The sequence below is a fragment of the Zeaxanthinibacter enoshimensis genome, assembly GCF_004362865.1.
Lineage (GTDB): Bacteria > Bacteroidota > Bacteroidia > Flavobacteriales > Flavobacteriaceae > Zeaxanthinibacter > Zeaxanthinibacter enoshimensis.
In genome coordinates this window covers 569,013-589,853 of sequence record NZ_SNYI01000001.1, presented here as the reverse complement: position 1 = coordinate 589,853, position 20,841 = coordinate 569,013, and the positions used below count along the sequence as shown (strand labels likewise).

Below are 20,841 nucleotides of genomic sequence, written 5' to 3'. Positions count from 1 at the left end.
AACAGAGTAATGCTGAAAATTAAAGACTTACACGCCAAGGTAGAGGATAAGGAAATCCTGAAAGGGATCAACCTGGAATTGAAAGCAGGAGAAGTACATGCTATCATGGGACCAAATGGTTCCGGGAAGAGTACCCTCGCCTCCGTTATTGCGGGTAAAGAAGAATTTGAGATCACCAAAGGCGGGGTCTTCTTCGAGAATGAAGACCTTGAAGATACCGCGCCGGAAGAACGCGCGCATAAAGGCATCTTTTTATCATTCCAGTACCCGGTAGAGATCCCGGGGGTATCCGTAACCAATTTCATGAAGACGGCGATCAACGAATCACGGAAAGCCAGGGGAATGGAGGAAATGCCAGCCAATGAAATGCTGAAACTGATTCGCGAAAAATCCGAAATGCTGGATATTGACCGGAAGTTCCTTTCTCGCTCCCTGAATGAAGGATTCTCCGGGGGAGAGAAGAAGAGAAACGAGATCTTCCAGATGGCCATGCTGGAGCCTAAACTGGCGATCCTCGATGAAACAGATTCCGGTCTCGATATCGATGCGCTGAGAATCGTGGCGAACGGGGTGAATAAACTAAGTAGCAAGGATAACGCGGTCCTGGTGATCACGCACTACCAGCGCCTTCTGGAATATATTGTTCCGGATTTTGTACACGTACTGCACGACGGTAAGATCGTAAAATCCGGGGATAAAGCCCTGGCCCTTGAATTGGAAGAAAAAGGGTACGATTGGCTAAAGCAGGAATCAGCAGTATAAATGAATTGCAGGTACCGGCCCTTAGCTAAGGAGCTGCATTTTATACCTGCGGTGGAAGACAAAGATTGATTATGGATTTGAAAGATAAATTGGTTTCATCTTTTATGGCCTTTGAGAATACGATAGACGTGGAACACCCGATTCACGATATCCGCTCAGAAGCCATTAAGAACTTTGAAAGTAAAGGTTTCCCGAGTAAGAAGGACGAAGCCTGGAAATATACTTCGCTCAACAGTTTGCTAAAGGTAGATTTCAGCATCTTCCCGAAAGAGGAGAATACACTGGAATACAGCCAGGTGAAGAAATATTTCCTGCACGAGATAGATACTTATAAGATCGTCTTTATAGACGGGATCTACAGCTCATACCTCTCTGAGACCACCCATGACGGGGTTGATATCTGCTTAATGAGTTCTGCCCTTACGAAGCCTATGTACCAGGAGGTGATGGATACCTATTTTAATAAGGTAGCCTCTAAAGAAGAATCGCTCACTACGTTAAATACGGCCTTCAGCAGGGAAGGGGCTTATATATACATCCCGAAGAGTAAGATGCCTAAAAAACCTGTAGAGATCATTCATTTTGCCACAGGGAACGAGGCTTCATTATTACTGCAGCCCAGGAACCTGATCGTGGTGGAAGAAAACGCCGAATTACAGGTCATTGAGCGGCACCAGAGCCTTACCCAGAACGAGGTTTTTACCAATTCGGTCACCGAGATCTTTGCGGATAAGAATGCCATCGTAGATTATTATAAGGTGCAGAACAACAATGCTGCTGCATCCATGATAGACAATACGTATATCTCTCAGAAAGACACCAGTAATGTAAGCGTGCATACCTTTTCTTTTGGTGGAAAACTGACCCGTAACAACCTGAATTTCTACCAGAACGGGGAGCATATCAACTCTACCATGAAAGGAGTTACCATTCTCGGGGATAAACAGCATGTAGATCACCACACCCTGGTTCATCATAAGCAGCCAAATTGCGAGAGCCACCAGGATTACAAAGGAATCTACGGGGAAAACTCCACCGGGGTCTTCAACGGGAAGATCATCGTGGATAAGATAGCCCAGAAGACCAATGCTTTCCAACAGAATAACAATGTGCTGATAAGCGATAAGGCGACTATCAATACCAAACCACAATTAGAGATCTTCGCAGACGATGTGAAATGCTCTCACGGTTGTACGATTGGTCAGCTGGACGAAGATGCCCTGTTCTACCTTCAGACAAGGGGTATTCCCAAGAAGGAGGCCCGCGCTTTGCTGATGTATGCTTTTGCCAATAATGTACTTCAGAGTGTGCGTATCCCGGAACTTAAAAAACGGATCAATAAACTTATCGCTATGAAACTGGGGGTCCGCCTAGGTTTTGAATTGTAATCGTGTAAAATATTTCGCATGCAAGCTACTACCCTGGATGTAACAGCCATCAGAAAAGATTTCCCTATCCTGCAAAGGAAAGTGAATGGTTACCCCTTGGTGTATCTTGATAACGCAGCTACGTCGCAGACCCCCAGGCAGGTGATCGATGTGATCGTAGATTATTACAGCAGGTATAACGCGAATATCCACCGGGGGGTACATGCCCTCTCCCAGGAGGCTACGGATGCGTATGAACAGGCCCGGGAAAAAATACGCAGCCACTTCAACGCGGCACATTCCCACGAGATTATCTTTACCTCGGGCACAACAGAAGCGATCAACCTGGTGGCTAACGGGTTTTCCTCCTTGCTTGCAGAAGGTGATGAAATACTGGTCTCTGCCATGGAGCATCATTCCAATATAGTGCCCTGGCAGATGTTATGCGAGCGAAATGGGGCAAAATTGAGGGTGATCCCTATGAATCAACAGGGAGAACTGGAAATGGACACCTACCGGGAAATGCTTTCCGGGAAGACAAAGCTTGTTTTCTGTAACCACATATCCAATGCGCTTGGTACCATAAACCCGGTAGAGGAGATCATCCGTCTGGCACACGATTCTGGAGCTGCAGTTCTGATCGATGGGGCACAGGCAGCGCCTCACCTCAAGGCGGACATGCAGCAGCTGGATGTGGATTTTTACACCGTATCGGCACACAAACTCTGCGGGCCAACAGGTGTTGGGATGTTGTATGGCAAAGAGGAATGGCTAAGAAAACTTCCACCATACAAAGGCGGAGGTGAAATGATTGCCGAAGTGACTTTTGAAAAAACTACTTACGCAGACCTGCCCCATAAGTTTGAAGCAGGTACCCCTAATATTGCTGGGGGTATAGCTTTTGGTGCTGCCCTGGATTACCTGAACGCCATCGGGATGGAAGCTATCGCCCGGTATGAGCAGGAACTGCTCGCTTACGCGACCCAAAAACTTCAGGAGATAGAAGGCCTCAGGATCTACGGGACCGCTGCCGATAAGACTTCTGTGATCTCTTTCAACATTGACGGAATTCACCCCTATGATATAGGTACATTGCTGGATAAAATGGGAATAGCTGTCCGCACGGGACATCACTGCGCACAACCCATTATGGATTTCTACCAAATCCCGGGCACTGTACGTGCCAGCTTCTGCTTTTATAACTCCATAGAAGAAATAGACCGCCTGGTCGAGGGAGTAAAGAAGGCAAAAGATATGCTGCTCTAACTTATTTCAATCTCTGCTAGTTTTAATTTTCATTTTATACTGTCTTGCAGTATATATAGGCTATCCCCGGTATATTTCTGCGCCACAGGGACAATCCTCATTTTTGCATTTAAACGATTTATTTAACAGTTTTTTATGAAATTGTGATTTTAATTATATATTCAGGCCTGAATTAATAAAATAAATCTAAAAATATGAGAAGATGCTTATTGGCTGTTTTAGCAATGGCCGTATTGGTAGTTTCCTGTCAGAAGGAGACTAATAAGGAATTAGAACAGGCCGCTCAGCAGGTTGAGGTTGATATGAGCGACTTTTATTTATATACCGATGAGGTAGATCCGTTTGCCTCTAAGGACGCGAGTAAATACTGTGCCTCTATGAAGGTGTTGAATGAGAAACTTCGGAAGAACCCGGGACTCGAAAAACGCATGTACGACATAGAGAAGAATTCACGGAAGTGGATGGCCGCCAAAAAGCCTGAGAAACCAGGAAATGGTAACGGAGGAGGAGGTGGAACACCGCCACCACCACCAGAAGATGATGGACTGGGAGTGATCAATATCCCGGTGGTTGTCCATGTGATCTATAACGTAAACAAGCCCCAGGAAAATATATCGGATGCCCAGATCGCTTCGCAGATCCGAATCCTGAATGACGACTTTAACGCGCAGAACAATGACGTTAGTGGAGTACCTGCAGAATTTGCAGATCTGGTAGCAGATTCAGATTTCAGCTTCAGCCTGGTGCAGACTATCAGGAAGTCTTCCACGAAAACGTCCTGGGGAACAAATGATGCTATGAAGCGCTCTTCCAGCGGTGGCTCAGATCCGGTGGACCCAGAAAATAAATTAAATATCTGGGTGTGTAATATCGGGGGAGGAATCCTCGGCTATGCACAATTCCCGGGCGGTAGTCCGGATACGGACGGAGTGGTCGTAGGGCCTCAGTTCTTTGGGGATGAAGGTTATGTACAAGCTCCTTTTGACAAGGGAAGAACCACTACTCATGAAGTAGGTCACTGGGTAAACCTTAGGCATATCTGGGGAGACGGTCGATGCAAACAGGACGACTTTGTAGCCGATACTCCCAGCTCTGACGGGCCTAACTACGGATGTCCCAGTTACCCGACTGTAAACTGCCGATCCAATGATATGACCATGAACTATATGGATTATACGGATGATGGCTGTATGTATATGTTCTCTGAAGGACAAAAGAGCAGGATGCGATCCATCTTTGCTTCCGGAGGTCCCCGGAATGGATTTATATCCTTATAAAATAATAGTAAAGGGCGCTCCTGTAGTGCCCTTTGTATTCGATCCAGTCTGAAAATCGCAATAATGTACATTAAGAAGTAAATTTTTGATGAAATTCTTAATTTTTTGTTAAGAATTTTATATCTTACTTTTCGATAGTTCAGTGAATCAATACATTACAGGATCTGAATCTCCGTATAAAAGCCGTTTTTTACATCCTGTAAACAAATCATATTTAATTGCTCTACAGGTTTTGGATTATCCGTTGAGCTTAAGGCGTCCGTTGGGCGCCTTTTTTTCGTATTTTAAGAAACAACAGTATCCCCATGAAATATCTGATCATTTTTACGCTCTTTTTTGGATTCAGTAAAGAGTTCCACGCATCGGCCCAGGAGCAGGACACCCCGCTTCGGGTCTATTACACGGCTAGTTCCAGGGGATATTATTATGAAATTGCCCTGCAGGAACCTGTGATCAAGGTATTTCACAGCAGGGACAGGCAGGTGGCAGCAGAGGGCACCCTGCCGCAAGACACCTGGATGGAAATACGAAATATACTATCCGGTATAGAATTAAAGGACCTGCCTGATATCAATACCTACATCGATGATTCTGCTAGGGATAAATCAGCGATCGCGCAGCTGCGTGTCTGTCATGGAGGCAAATCCTATCAGACCCCGGAATTTGATCAGAACAAGGTCCCGAAAGATCTTAAGTCGCTGATTAATAAAATGCAGTCCCTTGCAGTTATAGTTGAATCCGAGGAATAGATGTCGTACTTTTGCATGTAATGAGCATACAAGAGATACAAGAGGAGATCGTAGACGAATTTTCCATGTTCGATGACTGGATGCAGCGCTACGAATACATGATAGAACTGGGTAAATCCCTTCCCCTGATAGACGAGGCCTACAAGACCGATGACAACCTTATAAAAGGCTGCCAGAGCAAGGTGTGGGTACACGCAGAACTGGATGGGGATAAGCTGGTTTTTACTGCAGATAGTGATGCTATCATTACCAAGGGAATAATAGCGATCCTGATCCGTGCTTTCAGCCACCAGAAGCCAAAGGATATCATAGAAGCCGATACTGCGTACATTGATGAGATCGGGTTGAAAGAACACCTGTCGCCAACCCGGGCAAATGGTTTGGTCAGTATGATCAAACAATTAAAATTATACGCGGTTGCTTACCAGACACAATTAAATTAAGAAATCATGAGTGAGACCACCATAGACACCCAGGAGCTGGGTGAAAAAATAGTAAAAGTTCTGAAGACCATTTACGACCCCGAGATCCCGGTGGATATCTACGAGTTAGGTCTGATTTACGACGTTTTTGTCAACGAGGACAGGGAAGTGAAGATACTGATGACCCTGACCTCGCCTAACTGCCCCGTGGCAGAGACACTCCCGGTAGAAGTCGAGGAAAAGGTAAAATCCCTGGATGCAGTTTCCGATGCTGAAGTGGAAATAACCTTTGATCCGCCCTGGACACAGGAACTGATGAGTGAAGAGGCTAAATTAGAACTGGGCCTGTTATAATCCAGAACACAACTACAATAGATATGGCTGAAGAGATCATCAACAGGGTTTCCCAGAGTAAGCTGGTCACATTTGACCTGGAGGATCATTACCTCCCGGGCAGGAGGGTTGCGCTGGATATTGCCGACTGGCTTTACGAGGGGATCATCCTGAAGGAGAAAGATTTCCGGACACAGGTTGAGGCCCATCACTGGCCGGATTACCAGGATGCATACGTAGCATTGTATTGTTCTTCAGATGCCATCATCCCCGGTTGGGCTTATATGCTGGTCAGTACTCGTCTGCAACCTTTTGCCAGGAAAATAGTAGTCGGGAGTTTAGAGGACCTGGAAACCAGCCTGTACCAGGGAGTAATAGAATCCCTGGATGTGAGCCACCTGGAAGGTAAGCCGGTTATCATCAAGGGATGTAGTAATAAGCCGGTGCCGCCCAATGCCTATATCTGGGCAACAAATAAAATCCAGCAGGTCGCCAAGAGTGTGATGTACGGTGAAGCCTGCTCTTCTGTCCCCCTGGTTAAGAGAAAATAGGAATACAGCTCAAAGCTGTCCCCGCATATTCCTTATCTTTAAGCAACACACAACTCTTAACACTGATCATTATGAAAAATTTTATGCTCGTATTGGCTTTTATAGCCGGTACCGTAATCGCTATGGGCCAGACTGCAGAAGAGCTACGAACGGCGAAGGCAGCTAAGAAAGATTCAATTGCAGCTATACAAGGCAGGGTAAATGCCATACAGGCCAAGCTGGATGCCATGCCGGGCTGGCGTAAGGGCGCCTTTGGAACTATTGGCGTTAATATTGCAAACTTTAATAACTGGTATGCCCAGGGGGTGCCTAATAACTCTTCCGGGAATATCGGGGTTTCCGTCAATGCCTACGCCAACCTGAAACAGGACAACTATTTCTGGCGTAATTCTGCAAATATAAACCTGCAATGGGTCAAACTTGATAACGAAGACGATCCGACAGATTCTGACGAATTCCGGCAGGCCACGGATGTTTTTAATATCTCGTCCCTTTATGGTCGGAATCTCAGTAAGACCTTCGCCGCATCGGCATTAGGGGAGTACCGGACTACAATCCTGAGCAATTTCAATGACCCGGGCTACCTTGATTTGGGTGTCGGGGGTACCTGGACGCCTTTGGATAACCTGGTGGTGGTGATCCACCCACTGAACTACAACTTCGTATTCAGCAGTGGTGATAATATCTTTAATTCTTCCCTGGGAGCTAAAATTGTGGCAGATTATACCCGGCAGCTCGGCGCCATTAATTTTAAAAGTAACCTCTCTCTTTTCCAAAGCTACGAAAGCGGCGATCTGTCTAACTGGACCTGGACTAACTCTTTCGCCTATACCCTGTGGAAAATGATAGGGGTTGGTTTTGATTTCGGGTTGAGGAACAGTAAGCAGGAAGCGCTGAATTATACCGTTAATACGCTCGGTGAAACCGACGCTACCTTTGATACAGTAGATAATGAACTACAGTCTTACTGGAGGCTGGGACTCAGTTATGCGTTCTGAACTTATTACCCATCATAAAAAAACCCGCTCACTGAGCGGGTTTTTTAATAGTAGGTTGTTTGCCTTTGGATTGGCTTTGTACTTGTACGCTAATATCGATTTGGGGTCCTAGCGTGTTAATTTAAGTTTCAGAGTCTGATTTGGGGATAAACACTATCACTTAATCACTGGAGTAAATATACGATCCCTTTCCCGTTTTTGTTCAAATTATGTTGTGAACCTGCGGCTGGTTGTTGTGAAAAATATGAAAGGTAAATTTTCTCGATGAATGACGTTAATTGGAGTCTTCCGAATAGGCATCAAGGTTTTCCGGGTAGAGGAAATTATTGTAAGGAAACCTGCTTACATGTATGTCTCTCACTTCGTTATAGACCCTCTTCCTGAACTCTTCCATATTCTCCCTGTTCAAGGCGGAAATAAATATTGCGTTGTCTCCAAGCCTTTCCATCCAGGTACGCTTCCAGTCAGCTATTGTAAAATGTTTACCGGTTTTAATGGTAACCAGATCATCTTCCTCGATCAGTTCATGCTCGTACTGGTCAATCTTGTTAAATACCATTATGGTACGTTTTTGAACACTGTCGATATCCTTGAGGGTTTCATTGACTGAAGCGATATGCTCTTCAAAATTGGGATGGGAGATATCTACTACATGCAGCAGCAGGTCTGCTTCCCGAACCTCGTCCAACGTACTTTTAAAGCTTTCTACAAGCTGGGTGGGCAGTTTCCTGATAAATCCTACAGTATCACTCAATAAGAAGGGGAGATTCCCGATCACTACTTTACGCACCGTGGTATCGAGGGTAGCAAACAGTTTGTTCTCCGCAAAAACTTCACTCTTACTGATCACATTCATAAGGGTCGACTTCCCTACGTTGGTATACCCGACCAGGGCGACACGAACCAGGGCTCCCCGGTTGCCCCTTTGGGTCTCCATTTGACGGTCTATTTTCTTTAATTTTTTCTTCAGTAAAGAAATCCGATCCCTGACGATCCTACGGTCAGTTTCTATCTCCGTTTCACCGGGTCCGCGCATCCCGATACCTCCTCGCTGGCGCTCAAGGTGAGTCCACATCCCGGTCAGGCGTGGCAGCAAGTATTCGTATTGGGCAAGTTCTACTTGTGTGCGGGCATAACTGGTCTGGGCCCGCTGTGCAAAAATATCCAGGATCAGGCCGGTACGGTCCAGCACCTTTATCTTGAGAAGTTTTTCAATATTGTTCTGCTGTGCCGGGCTCAGTTCATCATCAAAAATTATGGCCCCTACTTCGTGTTCCTTTACATAGGCGGCAATCTCTTCCATTTTCCCACTCCCTATATACGTTTTTGGGTTTGGCAGGTCTATTCGCTGTACGAACCGATTCTTTACCTCTCCCCCGGCAGTATAAGTGAGAAATTCTAATTCATCCAGGTATTCCTGGACTTTATCCTCCTTCTGTTGCTGCGTAATAACGCCAACCAGGACGGCACTCTCTAAATCTGTGGTTTTCTTTTCTAACATAGTCCTCGGTAAAGTACAAATCTAAGCATTCTTGGAGTATCGTTTTTTGTTATTTTAGGAACTCAATCGTGTTCTGATCGTCCCCTGGGACTGGAATCAGTAGGTTAAATTATCCTATAAAAGTTGGCTACCAGTGAACTTAAACCCGCCTGATCTCCTCATCATCCAGGAGCTCATCATTACGTAACCTGAGGAAAACCTGGGCAAGGGTGACTACATCCAGTTCACAGTAGGTGATAATCCGTTCCAGGTCCCCATCCTCGTAGAATACATCGCGCACCATACTGCCGTCAATATCTTCTTTGGGAGAAGGAATACCAAAAATATTTGCCAGGAGTTTTAGCGAAGTATAGTGCTTGTAATCCCCAAACTTCCAGAGCTCCATTGTATCGAGGTGAGGAACTTCCCAGGGCTTCTTACCAAAGAGATCCAGTTTGTAGGGGAGCGGAATATTATGGATGATCATCCGGCGTGCTATATACGGGAAATCAAATTCCTTCCCGTTATGTGCACAGAGAAGATGCTGAGGTCCGCTGAAATGCTGTGCGAGCAATTGCTTGAATTTTTTGAGGATCTTAACCTCTGTTCCGTGAAAAGTGGTTACCCGGAAATTCCTCGTATCTCCCTTGAGGACGAAATAACCCACAGAGATACAGATGATACGTCCGAATTCGGCCCAGATCCCTGCACTTTCATAAAATTCTTCGGGGCTCAGATCGTCCTTTCTTTGGTAGCGGGACTTGTGTGCCCAAAGTTCCTTTTTCTCTTCGTCCATTTCCTCGTAATCCCTGAATTCCGGCACGGTTTCAATATCCAGGAACAGAATTTTGTCCAGTAATATTTTCTTTAACATGGTTTTTAGTTGTCTTAAGAGGGGGTGTTTTAATCTTGATCGATACTAAATGTACAATGATTTAATGTAAAGAACCTGCAGGCCCGGGAAGCATTTAATTTCCTGTAAATGTGCAGTACATATATTGGTTATCTTTAATAAAAAAAGCTATGAAACTCTCATATCTTGCTCTTTTACTGGTTCTAATACTGGTTGGGTGCAACTCTGATGACCTAGAACAATCCGGCAGAACTGAGCCCCAATTAACTGACCTGACCGTGATTGGGGAAGATCTCGGGAATGTGTATCGCTATAATTACCGGGCTGAAACAGGGACCGGCGTTCTGCTCAATTTAAGCGAGGAATACCAGCTCCCTCCTAATTTTTTAACCTTGAGACAGGATGGAGAATTGCTGACCTTCTTCAGTGTTGGCAACGGTTATTTTTCAGCGCTGCAGCTGGAGGTAGGAGGTAATTCGCCCAGGTACCTGCAGAATTTTTACCCAATTACCGGGGAACGTTCGGTAACCTGGGGGACTGCATCGGCCAGCCAGGTATTCATGGCCTACTATAGTCCCCGGGGTAGTAAGAACCTCTTCGTGCAGATACTGGACCTTGCTGCGGAGGTACAAGCTGATCTCAGTATTGCTTTTAATATCCGGGAGGCATATGATCCTATATACCGGGAGAACCGATTACTGGTGCCATACCTGGGCACAGACGGGATATATAAGTTGGCTGTTATAGATACCCGGCAGGGGATACTGCTGCAGCAGTTAGATCTTGGAACAGGAGTTCCCAGCATATTCCTGGAAGAATCTGGAAATATAGCGTTGGTCCGCAGGACGCTGGAAAATGATTACAACCTGGAGGTTTATGATTTTAATAGTATACAGCTGCTGGAGGAATACAGTTTTAATGTGAACCGGTTCTTTGAACCGGGGCCACTGCAGGCTTCCATGGTCGCAGGGCGAATGTTCTATACTCATTTTTATGCCCAGCCCGCCGCAGTTCCATTTGCCCCGGCCATCTATGATTTTACCGGGGGTGGTAATACCATCCTTGATATGCCATCTATTGAGAACGCCGTATCCGCTGAACTTATGCAGGATCTCAGGCTGACTTTCGTCAATTATTTACCGGGGAGCAAGATGTTTGCCGTGGGGTATTACGAAGACCGGCAGGAGCCGGAGGTAAGGGGAGGGATCTTACTTATCAGTGAAGCAGGAGAGCTGCTGGAGCGGATCACCTTTCCTTTTGCACCTTCATTTATTATGGAGCGAAACTGAACTATTCGATAATGCCGCTGCGCTTTGCGCGGTCTTCCCAGTTTTTACGTGCCAGGAGTTGAAGATCTGCTACATTGTCGCTCTCGTCCATGATCTCCAGGCCTAACAGGGTCTCTATCACATCTTCCATGGTTACCAATCCGCTAACCGATCCGTACTCGTCCACTACCAGGGCAATGTGTTCCCGTTGATTGATCAGGGTATCAAATAACTGCGGGATGGGGGTATTTCTTTTAGTGACCAGGAGTTCCCTGCGTATGTCAGCCAACGGGGTGTCACCATTCCCATTGATCATCTCTTCCAGTATGTTATCCTTTAGGACAAACCCGGTGATCACATCTACCCGTTCACCGTACACAGGGATACGTGAAAACCTCATCTTAGGATTCTTTTCGTAGAATTCCCGGATCGTCATGGATTCCTTGGCAATTTTCATCACAGCCCTGGGAGTCATGATATCCTTTACCCATACTTCGTTAAAACGAAGCAGGTTCTGAATTACAGCACTTTCGTTCTTTTCAAATACGCCTTCCTCCTCGGCAATTTCTGTCATAGCAGAAAAATCCTCGCGACTGAGTACGCTGCCATGTGCGCTCTTATCCCCGATGAGTCGGGTAAATAGCTGGAGAACCCATAAAATACCGGTCCATTTCAGGATCCATACCATAATGTTCAGGGTGCGGGCTGCAAAATTGGCCAGTTGTTTCCAGAATGTAGCACCGATGGTTTTCGGAATGATCTCAGAGGCGATAAGGATCAGTAGTGTCATGATGGTGGAGACCACACCCACCATTAATTCCTCGGAAAACGTAATACCCCATATCTCTGTTGTACTGCTTCCGAAGCGATCGGCATAAACCGCCTTGGCCTGAACCCCTACCAGGATGGCTCCCACGGTGTGAGCAATAGTATTCAGCGTTAGTATAGCTATCAGAGGCTTGTCGACGTCTTTTTTTAAGGTCTCCAACACCACTGCGTAGGATTTTCCTTCTTTCTTTTTCACATTTATGAAGGTGGGCGTAATACTCAGCAGTACCGCTTCAAGGATAGAGCAGAGAAAGGAAAAGAAGATCGAGATAAAAGCATAAAAGATCAATAACCCCATTGGATAGTATTTAAGGGGCAAGATAGTAATAATATGAGCAGACTTTTTCTGCTAATACGATGAAAGTTGACTCTCATAGAAGAGTTGGTGAAGTGCAGTCCTGATATTGAGTTCATAGAGCATACGGTGGCTTCTGTCCGGGTAGACCCGGTTGGATAAGAAAATAAAGACCAATTCCTTCTCAGGATCGGCCCATACAAAAGTCCCTGTAAATCCGCTATGCCCGAAGCTAGCCTTACTGGCGGCCGGAGCCGGGTAGGCTTCTTCTAATGGCAATTCGGAATTATTCAGCAGCGGTTTGTCAAAGCCCAGTCCCCTCCGGTTATCATTATCGGGGTATTGAACCCGGATAAATTCTTTTACTGTTTCTTTCTGCAGAATTTGCTCGTTACCCAGCCAGCCAAAGTTTTGGTAGAACTGCATCATCCTTCCCAGGTCCATCGCTGTACCAAACAGCCCGGCATTTCCTGAAACCCCTCCCATAAGAGAGGCGTTTTCATCGTGTACCCAACCCCTGGTCAGGTCGTGACGGAATAGGGTGTCAAATTCTGTGGGTACGATGGCATTCGGAAAGCCTATACGCTCAGGCGTATATACGAGGGAAGGGCATCCCAGCGGCAAATAGAAATGTTTCTTCAGGTAGTATTCATAGGAATCACCTGTCAGGTCTTCAATGAGTTGGGGGTAGATAAGTGAGGCGAGCCCGGAATAGAGGTATTCCTTTTCCGCCTTCACCGGGGAACGGTTGATCTTCCGGAACATTTTACGGGAAAAACTGTTCTTTATAAAGATTGAGTCATATGCCTGGGCCGAAAAACGGTCAGAGGGGACAGAGCGGACAAAGCGCCGCTTCGGTTTCCCGTCATCAAGCACCTCGTTGAGGAACACAATATAAGGTTGCATACCAGCCTGGTGCGCGAGGAGTTCTCTCAGGGTAATATCGCGTTTATCCTTTCGTCGTTTCCAGGGTTTCCAATACTGGGAAAAGGGAGCATCAAGATCCAGTTTTCCTTCTTCCACCAGTTTCATCAGGGCCGGTAAAGGCCCCATTATTTTGGTTACAGAAGCCAGGTCGTAGAGATCCGTTTTATCCACCTTCTGAATACTGTCATAGGTATGGTATCCGTAGACTTCGTGAAAAATGATCTTCCCGCTTTTAGCCACCAGTACCTGGGCCCCTGGAAAGGCTTCTTTTTTTATACCATTTGTTATAATACTGTCGGCTTTGGCATGTAACAGCTCCCTGTCCAAGCCCTCCTTTTGGGGCGTTGAATATGCTAATCCTTCTTGAGCGGAACCTTTAAAAAATAAGAGGAATATGAGTATACTGGAAAGTATATAATTCCAAAAAATACTGTTTGGTTTTGTCATTATTGAAGAAATTGGGCTGCTTCTTTGGCGAAATAACTGGCTATGATGTCCGCACCTGCTCTTTTGATGGAGACCAATTGTTCCAGCATAACCGGGTCATGGTCCAGCCACCCTTTTTCCACTGCAGCCTTCAACATCGCGTATTCGCCTGAGACCTGGTATACGGCAAGGGGTACGTTTACAGTATCTCTTATTTCCCGGACGATGTCCAGGTAACAAAGCCCGGGTTTCACCATTACGATATCGGCACCTTCATCTATATCCATGGTAACTTCCCGGAGGGCTTCCAGCCTGTTTGCCGGGTCCATCTGGTATGATTTCTTGTGCTTTGGGACATCTCCCTTATCCACCGGGGCTGAATCCAGTGCATCCCGGAACGGTCCGTAGAAGGCGCTGGCATATTTGGCGCTGTAACTCATGATGCCCGTGTTATAGAATCCCTCTTCTTCCAGGGCTTCCCTGATGGTAAGGACACGGCCATCCATCATATCACTGGGTGCTACAAAATCAGCACCGGCTTCCGCATGGGTTATGCTCATCTCTGCCAGGACATTCACGGTTTCGTCGTTAAGGATGCGACCTTTTTCCACGATCCCGTCATGCCCGTTGATCGAATAAGGATCCAGGGCTACATCGGTCATCACCACCATGTCCGGGCAGGTATCTTTAACGGTCTTTACTGCCATTTGCATCAGGCCGTTGGGATTGATCGCTTCCTTCCCCATATTATCCTTCAGGTCGTCAGGAACTTTTACAAACAAAAGCACGGACGAAAGACCGAGACTCCAGAGTTCCCGGACCTCTTTGGCCAGTTGATCCAGGCTGAGCCGGTAATACCCCGGCATAGAAGGGATAGCCTCCCGCACACTTTTTCCTTCAACAATGAAGAGGGGTACGAGGAAGTCGCTTGGACTTAGCCGGGTTTCCCGTACCAGGCTCCGAACTGATTCGCTTTTTCTTAATCTCCTGTTTCTTCGTAATGGATACATATCCGTTGCTTTAATAAAGGCGTCTTAAAGTAATGAATTCACTGATACGCCGCTATAATTCCTTCTCAGTTTTTAAGAACTTAGGTCATGAGAAACCTGAAAAATATGATAACTACCCTGGTCTCAGGGCAATTCAATTTCGCCGGTGAGATAGAGGACAGCCTGCCCGGAAATATAGACCCTGTTCCCGGCTATTTCGCATTTAAGGTATCCTCCTCTTTCCGAGAGCTGCCTTGCAGTCATTCTAGTTTTTATTAATTGTTCTGCCCAGTACGGGGCGAGGGTAGTATGCGCCGAACCGGTTACCGGGTCCTCATTGATTCCGGCCTGGGGAGCAAAAAAACGTGAGACAAAATCGGTTTCCCTGCCCGGGGCGGAGACAATGACTCCTCGGCCATCCAGCTTGCTCATCCGAAAGAAATCCGGGTCCAGTTCCTCAATATCCTCCTGCTCTTCATAAATGTAGAGGTAGTCTGTCTTCCCTTTATAACAACCGAATGGTCTTTTCCCGAGGGCCTGTATAATCTCGTCGGAAGGATAGTCCGGCTGAATAGTGTCTTTTGGGAAGTCGAGCGTCAACCACCCGTCTTCTGATCGTTTTACGGAGAGGTCGCCACTCCGGGGAGAGCTGAACCTGATAATATCCCCTTCTGCCCCGTAGTGGTTAAAAAGGACATAGGCCGTAGCCAAGGTCGCATGACCGCACAGGTCGACCTCTAGTTTGGGGGTGAACCACCTCAGTTCGTAGGCCTTATCACCGGGAACCGCGAAGGCGGTTTCTGCGAGGTTGTTCTCAGCGGCAATTTGTTGCATGAGTTCGTCGGGAATCCAGTTCTCCAGGATACATACTGCGGCCGGGTTCCCTTTAAATAAAGTGTCCGTAAAAGCATCTACCTGGTATATTTTCTGTTTCATGATCTACATCTTATACCCAGTCTTTAGGGTGTTCCAGAATTTTCACTAATCTATCTTCTTCACTCCCCGGTTCAGGATGATGGTCATATTTCCACTGCACGGCCGGGGGGAGACTCATTAATATACTTTCTATGCGCCCATTGGTCTTCAGGCCAAATAATGTGCCCTTGTCGTGAACGAGGTTAAATTCAACATATCGCCCACGCCTGATCTCCTGCCAATTGCGTTCTGCCTGGGAGTAAGGCAGGTCTTTTCGTCTTTCAAGGATCGGGATATATGCATCGAGGAAACTATTTCCTACTGCTGTCACGAAATTATACCAATCCCGCATGCTTCGTCCTTCGTCCTTTTTTAAATGGTCAAAGAACAATCCGCCTATACCCCGGGCTTCATCCCTGTGACTGTTCCAGAAATACTTATCGCAGGCCTCTTTATATTTCGCATACAATTCGGGACCATGTGCATCGCAGGCGTCTTTACAAACCTGGTGAAAATGCTTAGCGTCTTCCTCAAATAGATAATAGGGGGTCAGGTCCTGCCCTCCACCAAACCATTGATCGACGATCTGTCCTTCTTTATCATACATTTCAAAATAACGCCAGTTTGCGTGTACAGTAGGAGCCATGGGATTCCCGGGATGAATGACCAGGCTTAGTCCGCATGCGAAAAAATCCACATCGCCTACACCAAAGTAAGCCTGCATGCTGGCAGGTAAGGGTCCGTGAACCCCGGATATATTAACACCCGCTTTTTCAAGTACCGCCCCATTTTCCATCACCCGGGTTCTGCCACCGCCTCCTTCAGGTCTCTCCCAGGGATCTTCACGGAATTTTGCCTTCCCGTCTACTTGTTCCAGTCTTTCGCAGATGCGGTCCTGTAATTCCTGTATGTATTGGAAGAAGGTTTCTTTCATTTTTGCCTGTATTCTTTTACCGCTTCTACAAACGCACCGGCATTCTCAATAGGGATATTGGGAAGTATACCGTGGCCGAGGTTGGCAATATACCTGTCTTTACCAAAAGCGTCGATCATTTCAGTGACCATTCTTTTGATCTCTTTTGGTGGGGAAAGCAGTCTCGCCGGGTCAAAGTTCCCCTGCAGGGTAATCTGTCCGCCACTGAGGTACCGTGCATTCCTGGCAGAGCAGGTCCAGTCTACTCCTAAGGCAGAGGCGCCGGATTTGGCCATATCCCCTAAAGCAAACCAGCAACCTTTTCCAAAGACGATGACCGGGGCCTCATCCTTCAGGGCATCTATGATCTGCTGGATATATTTCCAGGAGAATTCGGTGTAATCTTCCGGGGACAACATACCTCCCCAGGAATCGAATACCTGAACGGCATCGACACCTGCCCGCACCTTGGCTTTAAGATAGTCGATCGTGGTATCGGTGATCTTTTGGAGTAACTGGTGAGCGGCAACAGGCTGGGTAAAGCAAAAGGCTTTAGCTTTGTCAAAGTTCTTACTGCCCTGTCCCTGTACACAATAGCAAAGGATGGTCCAGGGGGAGCCGGCAAAACCGATCAGGGGAATCTCGTTATCCAGTTTCTCCTTGGTCAATTTAATGGCTTCCATTACGTAGCCAAGACTTTCCTCGGTATCCGGTATAATGACTTGCTCCACATCTTTAGCTGTCCGGATAGGGTTAGGAAGATAGGGTCCAAAATTGGGTTTCATCTCTACTTCGATATTCATCGCCTGCGGAATGACAAGGATATCACTGAAAAGTATCGCGGCATCCATCCCATACCTTCGGATAGGCTGAACGGTGATCTCCGAAGCGAGATCCGGGGTCTGGCAACGGGTAAAGAAATCATATTCTTTTTTGATGGCCATGAATTCGGGCAAGTACCTTCCTGCCTGTCGCATCATCCATACAGGGGGGCGTTCTACTGTTTCCCCTTTTAAAGCGCGTAAAAATAGATCGTTCTTAATCATAGTTTCTTGTTTCCTGCCTTATTCTGTAAAGGCCGGTGGATTATCGAGTACTGCCTGTACCGTTGATTCTACGGTAGGTTCTTCGGCAATACAAATATGGTTCGTATAAAGGCGTGCTGCACGGGCAGTGGTGGGCCCTATGCAATACGCGAAGGTATTGTGCAGATCGTTCTCCCTGCTAAAACTCTCCACTCCTGAAGGACTGAAGAATAATACAGCCCCAAACGACTGAGGGAATGATTTGCTTTGGAGGACAGTATCGTACACCTCAACTTCCCTGAGATCCATCCTGTTCTCATCAAAAATTTGTCGTAGGGTTGGCATGCGCCTCATCCCGCAAAAAAACAGAAAGGAGTCGTTTTTATGGTTTTTTACAAGGAATTTCGCCAGTTCTGACGCATTTTCTGCAGATTTCTGCACCTTAAACCCATGCTGTTCAAGCAGAATCCTAGTTTTATCGCCGACACAGAACGTACTTATTCCCGATACTTCCCTTGGTGCAGTTCTTCCTTTCAAGAAATGTTCAACACCGTTCTGGCTCGTAAAAATATAATGATCTGCCTTGCCGTCAGTTTCAAAGGCAACAGCTATGGTCGTGATGGCGTCGTAATCCTCCACCCTGTAACCCGCTGCCAAGAGCGGAGTTTTCTTTGGGGTACTTAATTTCTTCGTTGAGAGGATGCTGCTTTTTTTACCCTGGGAGTCGGCTGCGGAAAGTGGTTTCTGTAAGGGGTCACCCCCTGCAGTGGTTTCCTGCCTTGACAATTCTGTTTCAGATCCTGTCTTTGCGGTCATGGCCTTAGGAAGTTTTGGGTAGATCATTCCGTTCTCCTGTTTCATTTCCTTCCGGGGAGGGTTGGGTGGAATTCATTTCCTGCCTGATCTGCCGCATCAATTCTGTGCCTCCTCGCATAAGTAGCTGTTGCGCACAACGGTTCCCGAAACCTTGAAGCTGGTCCAGGGGACATTCTTCTTTTACTGTAAGGCGCTGCTCCCCGTCCAGTGACAGTAGGACACCTTCAAAAAAGAGTTTATTCTGTTCAATGGTAGCGAGAGCTCCGATAGGAGCCGTACATCCACCTTCCAGTTCACGAAGGAAATCGCGCTCTACCCGGGTACAAATTTCGGTGTCTTGGTCGTTCAATTGAGCGAGTATCTCGCGGCACTCCCGGTCATTTTCCATGGCGACCACCATCATGGCTCCCTGGGCAGGTGCGGGAATCATCCATTGTAGCTCGGTGTAGTTCTCTGGTAATTTGTCTATTCGTTCCAGTCCGGCTGCTGCAAAGATGGCGGCATTCCAGTCGTTGTCCTGTAATTTCTGTAGACGGGTATTCACGTTTCCGCGCAGGGGCATCATTTCATGCAGGGGATACCTGTGCAGCCATTGTGCCTTTCGCCTGAGGCTGCCGGTAGCCACCTTTCCCTCGCTGTTCAGGAAATCTGTTCCTTTATGAACAAGGATGTCACGTGGATTAGCTCTTGGGAGTACAGCCGCCTGTACGATCCCTTTGGGGAGGGCAGTGGGTACATCTTTCATGGAATGTACCGCGATATCGATCGTTCCTCTGATCATGGCGACATCAAGTGTTTTAGTAAAGATGCCGGTGATTCCCAGTTCGTATAATGGTTGGTCCAGTTGCAGGTCGCCGGTAGATTTTACCGGCACTAATTCGCACTGGTACCCCAGCGCTTCAAGCCTGTCTTTTACGGTATTTGCCTGCCACAGCGCAAGTTCGCTGTCGCGTGTGCCCATCCGGATCACTTTCTTCATTGCAATCCCTCTTCTAATTGGAAAACTTCTTTGATCAGCTGGAGGCTCTCGTCAGAATCTATATCTGCATGTTTCAGGTGGTTGGCGAAGTGACGGGTGATCTTATGAATAATACGGTTAGATACCAGGTCTACCTGTTCCGCGTTAAAATCCCCTAATTTTTTAGACTGGAAGTCGAGTTCTTCGTCCTTCATCGTCTTTAATTTCTTTTTCAGTGCTTTGATGACAGGTGCAAATTTTCGTGTCTCCAGCCAGTTTGTGAAATCGCGTTGTACTTCGGCAATGATCTCTTCTGCCTTTGGGACATGCTTTCTGCGTTTCTCCAGGGTCTCATCAGTCATTTGGGAAAGGGCATCCAGGTGTAATACCTTCACGCCTTCCAATTCGGCCACATCATTTGCAACATTCTTAGGAATAGAAAGATCCAGGATGAGCAGGGGTTTACGGCAGTATAACAAAGATTTATTGATGGTAGGAGACTGCGCACCGGTTGCGACTACCAGGACATCAGTTTTACGGATCTCTGTCTGCAACTCCCCGTAATCTTTTACTACCAGGTTGAATTTCCCGGCGATCTTTTCCGCTTTATCACGGGTGCGGTTGATCAGGGTGATGTGTTTATTATCGGTATGTTTAACCAGGTTTTCACAAGTATTGCGACCTATCTTCCCCGTGCCGAACAGTAAAATGTTCTTTTCAGAGATATCCGGAACATTCTTCAAAATGTATTGTACGGACGCAAAAGCGACAGAAGTAGCGCCACTGCTGATGTCAGTTTCATTCTTGATCCGTTTGCTTGCCTGTATCACCGCGTTGCAAAGGCGTTCCAGGAAATGGTTGGTCAAGCCGTATTGTTTTGAATGGTAAAATCCCTGTTTGATCTGGCTGATGATCTCAAAATCGCCCAGGATCTGGCTGTCCAGGCCGGTGCCCACCCTGAAGAGGTGAGTGATAGCTTCGTTGTTTTTGTAGATATAGGCGACCTTCTGGAATGCTTCAACATTTCCATTGGTATGATCACACAACAGTTTGATCAGCTGGTACGGATGCTGTGCAAAACCGTGTAATTCTGTACGGTTACAGGTAGAAATAAGCAGCAGCCCCTCGATACCATCGCTCTGTGCCTGTTGTAGCAAGGCGTCTTTGGCAGCGGCGTCCAGGCTGAACATCCCCCTTACCTCGGCATCGGCCTTCAGGTAACTGAGGCCTACAGTATAAAAAGAGCTGTGTTTAGAAATGTTGTAATTAGTCATACGTCACCAATCGGTCGGGCACAAAATTATAATCGCATGGGGTGCAAAAATAACGCTGGAAGAACTTTTTATATCGAAAGCCGCTAAGTCGTAGAGAATTAGCTACTTTTACAGTAAATATTAGGGCTCTCAGCTCTTCTATTTAGAAT

General features: G+C 46.7%; 21 protein-coding genes. 10 read left to right on the top strand and 11 right to left on the bottom strand.

The window, feature by feature from the left end:
* The first annotated feature begins 9 nt into the window (after positions 1-9).
* The 9 genes from sufC (at position 10) to CLV82_RS02585 (ending at position 7,725) form a co-directional block, all read left to right on the top strand.
* Entirely contained in the window at positions 10-762 is a 753-nt protein-coding gene (gene sufC, locus CLV82_RS02625; protein WP_133642740.1) for a Fe-S cluster assembly ATPase SufC, read from the top strand.
* Between the two features lie 71 nt (positions 763-833).
* Positions 834-2,150: a Fe-S cluster assembly protein SufD gene (sufD, locus tag CLV82_RS02620; protein WP_133642739.1), complete on the top strand. Its 1,317-nt coding sequence runs from the start codon at positions 834-836 to the stop codon at positions 2,148-2,150.
* 18 nt (positions 2,151-2,168) lie between these two features.
* A complete protein-coding gene (locus CLV82_RS02615; RefSeq protein WP_133642738.1) occupies positions 2,169-3,395 on the top strand; it encodes an aminotransferase class V-fold PLP-dependent enzyme in 1,227 nt (408 codons plus the stop codon).
* Between the two features lie 194 nt (positions 3,396-3,589).
* Entirely contained in the window at positions 3,590-4,672 is a 1,083-nt protein-coding gene (locus tag CLV82_RS02610) for a zinc metalloprotease (RefSeq protein WP_133642737.1), read from the top strand.
* A gap of 305 nt (positions 4,673-4,977) precedes the next feature.
* Entirely contained in the window at positions 4,978-5,421 is a 444-nt protein-coding gene (locus tag CLV82_RS02605; RefSeq protein WP_133642736.1) for a hypothetical protein, read from the top strand.
* A gap of 20 nt (positions 5,422-5,441) precedes the next feature.
* A complete protein-coding gene (locus CLV82_RS02600) occupies positions 5,442-5,864 on the top strand; it encodes a SufE family protein (protein ID WP_133642735.1) in 423 nt (140 codons plus the stop codon).
* 6 nt (positions 5,865-5,870) lie between these two features.
* On the top strand, positions 5,871-6,197 hold the full coding sequence (locus CLV82_RS02595; protein ID WP_133642734.1) for an SUF system Fe-S cluster assembly protein: 327 nt from the start codon (positions 5,871-5,873) through the stop codon (positions 6,195-6,197).
* Positions 6,198-6,220: 23 nt separating this feature from the next.
* Positions 6,221-6,727, top strand: coding sequence for a DUF2480 family protein (locus CLV82_RS02590; RefSeq protein ID WP_133642733.1), 507 nt, complete (start codon positions 6,221-6,223; stop codon positions 6,725-6,727).
* A 71-nt stretch (positions 6,728-6,798) separates the two neighbouring features.
* A complete protein-coding gene (locus CLV82_RS02585; protein ID WP_133642732.1) occupies positions 6,799-7,725 on the top strand; it encodes a DUF3078 domain-containing protein in 927 nt (308 codons plus the stop codon).
* Positions 7,726-7,999: 274 nt separating this feature from the next.
* On the opposite strand, the gene hflX is transcribed toward CLV82_RS02585, so the two are convergent.
* A complete protein-coding gene (gene hflX / locus CLV82_RS02580) occupies positions 8,000-9,226 on the bottom strand; it encodes a GTPase HflX (protein WP_133642731.1) in 1,227 nt (408 codons plus the stop codon).
* Between the two features lie 139 nt (positions 9,227-9,365).
* On the bottom strand, positions 9,366-10,079 hold the full coding sequence (locus tag CLV82_RS02575) for a 3'-5' exonuclease (protein WP_133642730.1): 714 nt from the start codon (positions 10,077-10,079) through the stop codon (positions 9,366-9,368).
* A 149-nt stretch (positions 10,080-10,228) separates the two neighbouring features.
* Here CLV82_RS02575 and CLV82_RS02570 point away from each other — a divergent pair, with 149 nt between their 5' ends.
* Positions 10,229-11,347: a hypothetical protein gene (locus CLV82_RS02570; protein ID WP_133642729.1), complete on the top strand. Its 1,119-nt coding sequence runs from the start codon at positions 10,229-10,231 to the stop codon at positions 11,345-11,347.
* A gap of 1 nt (position 11,348) precedes the next feature.
* On the opposite strand, the gene CLV82_RS02565 is transcribed toward CLV82_RS02570, so the two are convergent.
* The 9 genes from CLV82_RS02565 to hemA all read right to left on the bottom strand — a co-directional run bounded on the left by CLV82_RS02565 (position 11,349) and on the right by hemA (position 20,692).
* Entirely contained in the window at positions 11,349-12,452 is a 1,104-nt protein-coding gene (locus tag CLV82_RS02565) for a CNNM domain-containing protein (protein WP_133642728.1), read from the bottom strand.
* Between the two features lie 51 nt (positions 12,453-12,503).
* Positions 12,504-13,703 (bottom strand): serine hydrolase domain-containing protein, encoded by a 1,200-nt coding sequence (locus CLV82_RS02560; protein ID WP_243744124.1) that lies wholly within the window; start codon positions 13,701-13,703, stop codon positions 12,504-12,506.
* A gap of 119 nt (positions 13,704-13,822) precedes the next feature.
* Positions 13,823-14,812, bottom strand: coding sequence for a porphobilinogen synthase (hemB, locus tag CLV82_RS02555; protein WP_133642726.1), 990 nt, complete (start codon positions 14,810-14,812; stop codon positions 13,823-13,825).
* 123 nt (positions 14,813-14,935) lie between these two features.
* Entirely contained in the window at positions 14,936-15,727 is a 792-nt protein-coding gene (locus CLV82_RS02550) for a PhzF family phenazine biosynthesis protein (protein ID WP_133642725.1), read from the bottom strand.
* Positions 15,728-15,737: 10 nt separating this feature from the next.
* On the bottom strand, positions 15,738-16,640 hold the full coding sequence (gene hemF, locus CLV82_RS02545) for an oxygen-dependent coproporphyrinogen oxidase (RefSeq protein ID WP_133642724.1): 903 nt from the start codon (positions 16,638-16,640) through the stop codon (positions 15,738-15,740).
* Positions 16,637-17,665, bottom strand: coding sequence for a uroporphyrinogen decarboxylase (hemE, locus tag CLV82_RS02540; RefSeq protein ID WP_133642723.1), 1,029 nt, complete (start codon positions 17,663-17,665; stop codon positions 16,637-16,639). The genes hemF and hemE overlap by 4 nt, the downstream gene beginning before the upstream one ends.
* Positions 17,666-17,683: 18 nt before the next feature.
* Positions 17,684-18,505 (bottom strand): uroporphyrinogen-III synthase, encoded by an 822-nt coding sequence (locus tag CLV82_RS02535; RefSeq protein ID WP_133642722.1) that lies wholly within the window; start codon positions 18,503-18,505, stop codon positions 17,684-17,686.
* A complete protein-coding gene (gene hemC / locus CLV82_RS02530) occupies positions 18,465-19,439 on the bottom strand; it encodes a hydroxymethylbilane synthase (protein WP_133642721.1) in 975 nt (324 codons plus the stop codon). The genes CLV82_RS02535 and hemC overlap by 41 nt, the downstream gene beginning before the upstream one ends.
* Positions 19,436-20,692: a glutamyl-tRNA reductase gene (gene hemA / locus CLV82_RS02525; RefSeq protein WP_133642720.1), complete on the bottom strand. Its 1,257-nt coding sequence runs from the start codon at positions 20,690-20,692 to the stop codon at positions 19,436-19,438. The genes hemC and hemA overlap by 4 nt, the downstream gene beginning before the upstream one ends.
* Positions 20,693-20,841: the final 149 nt, after the last annotated feature.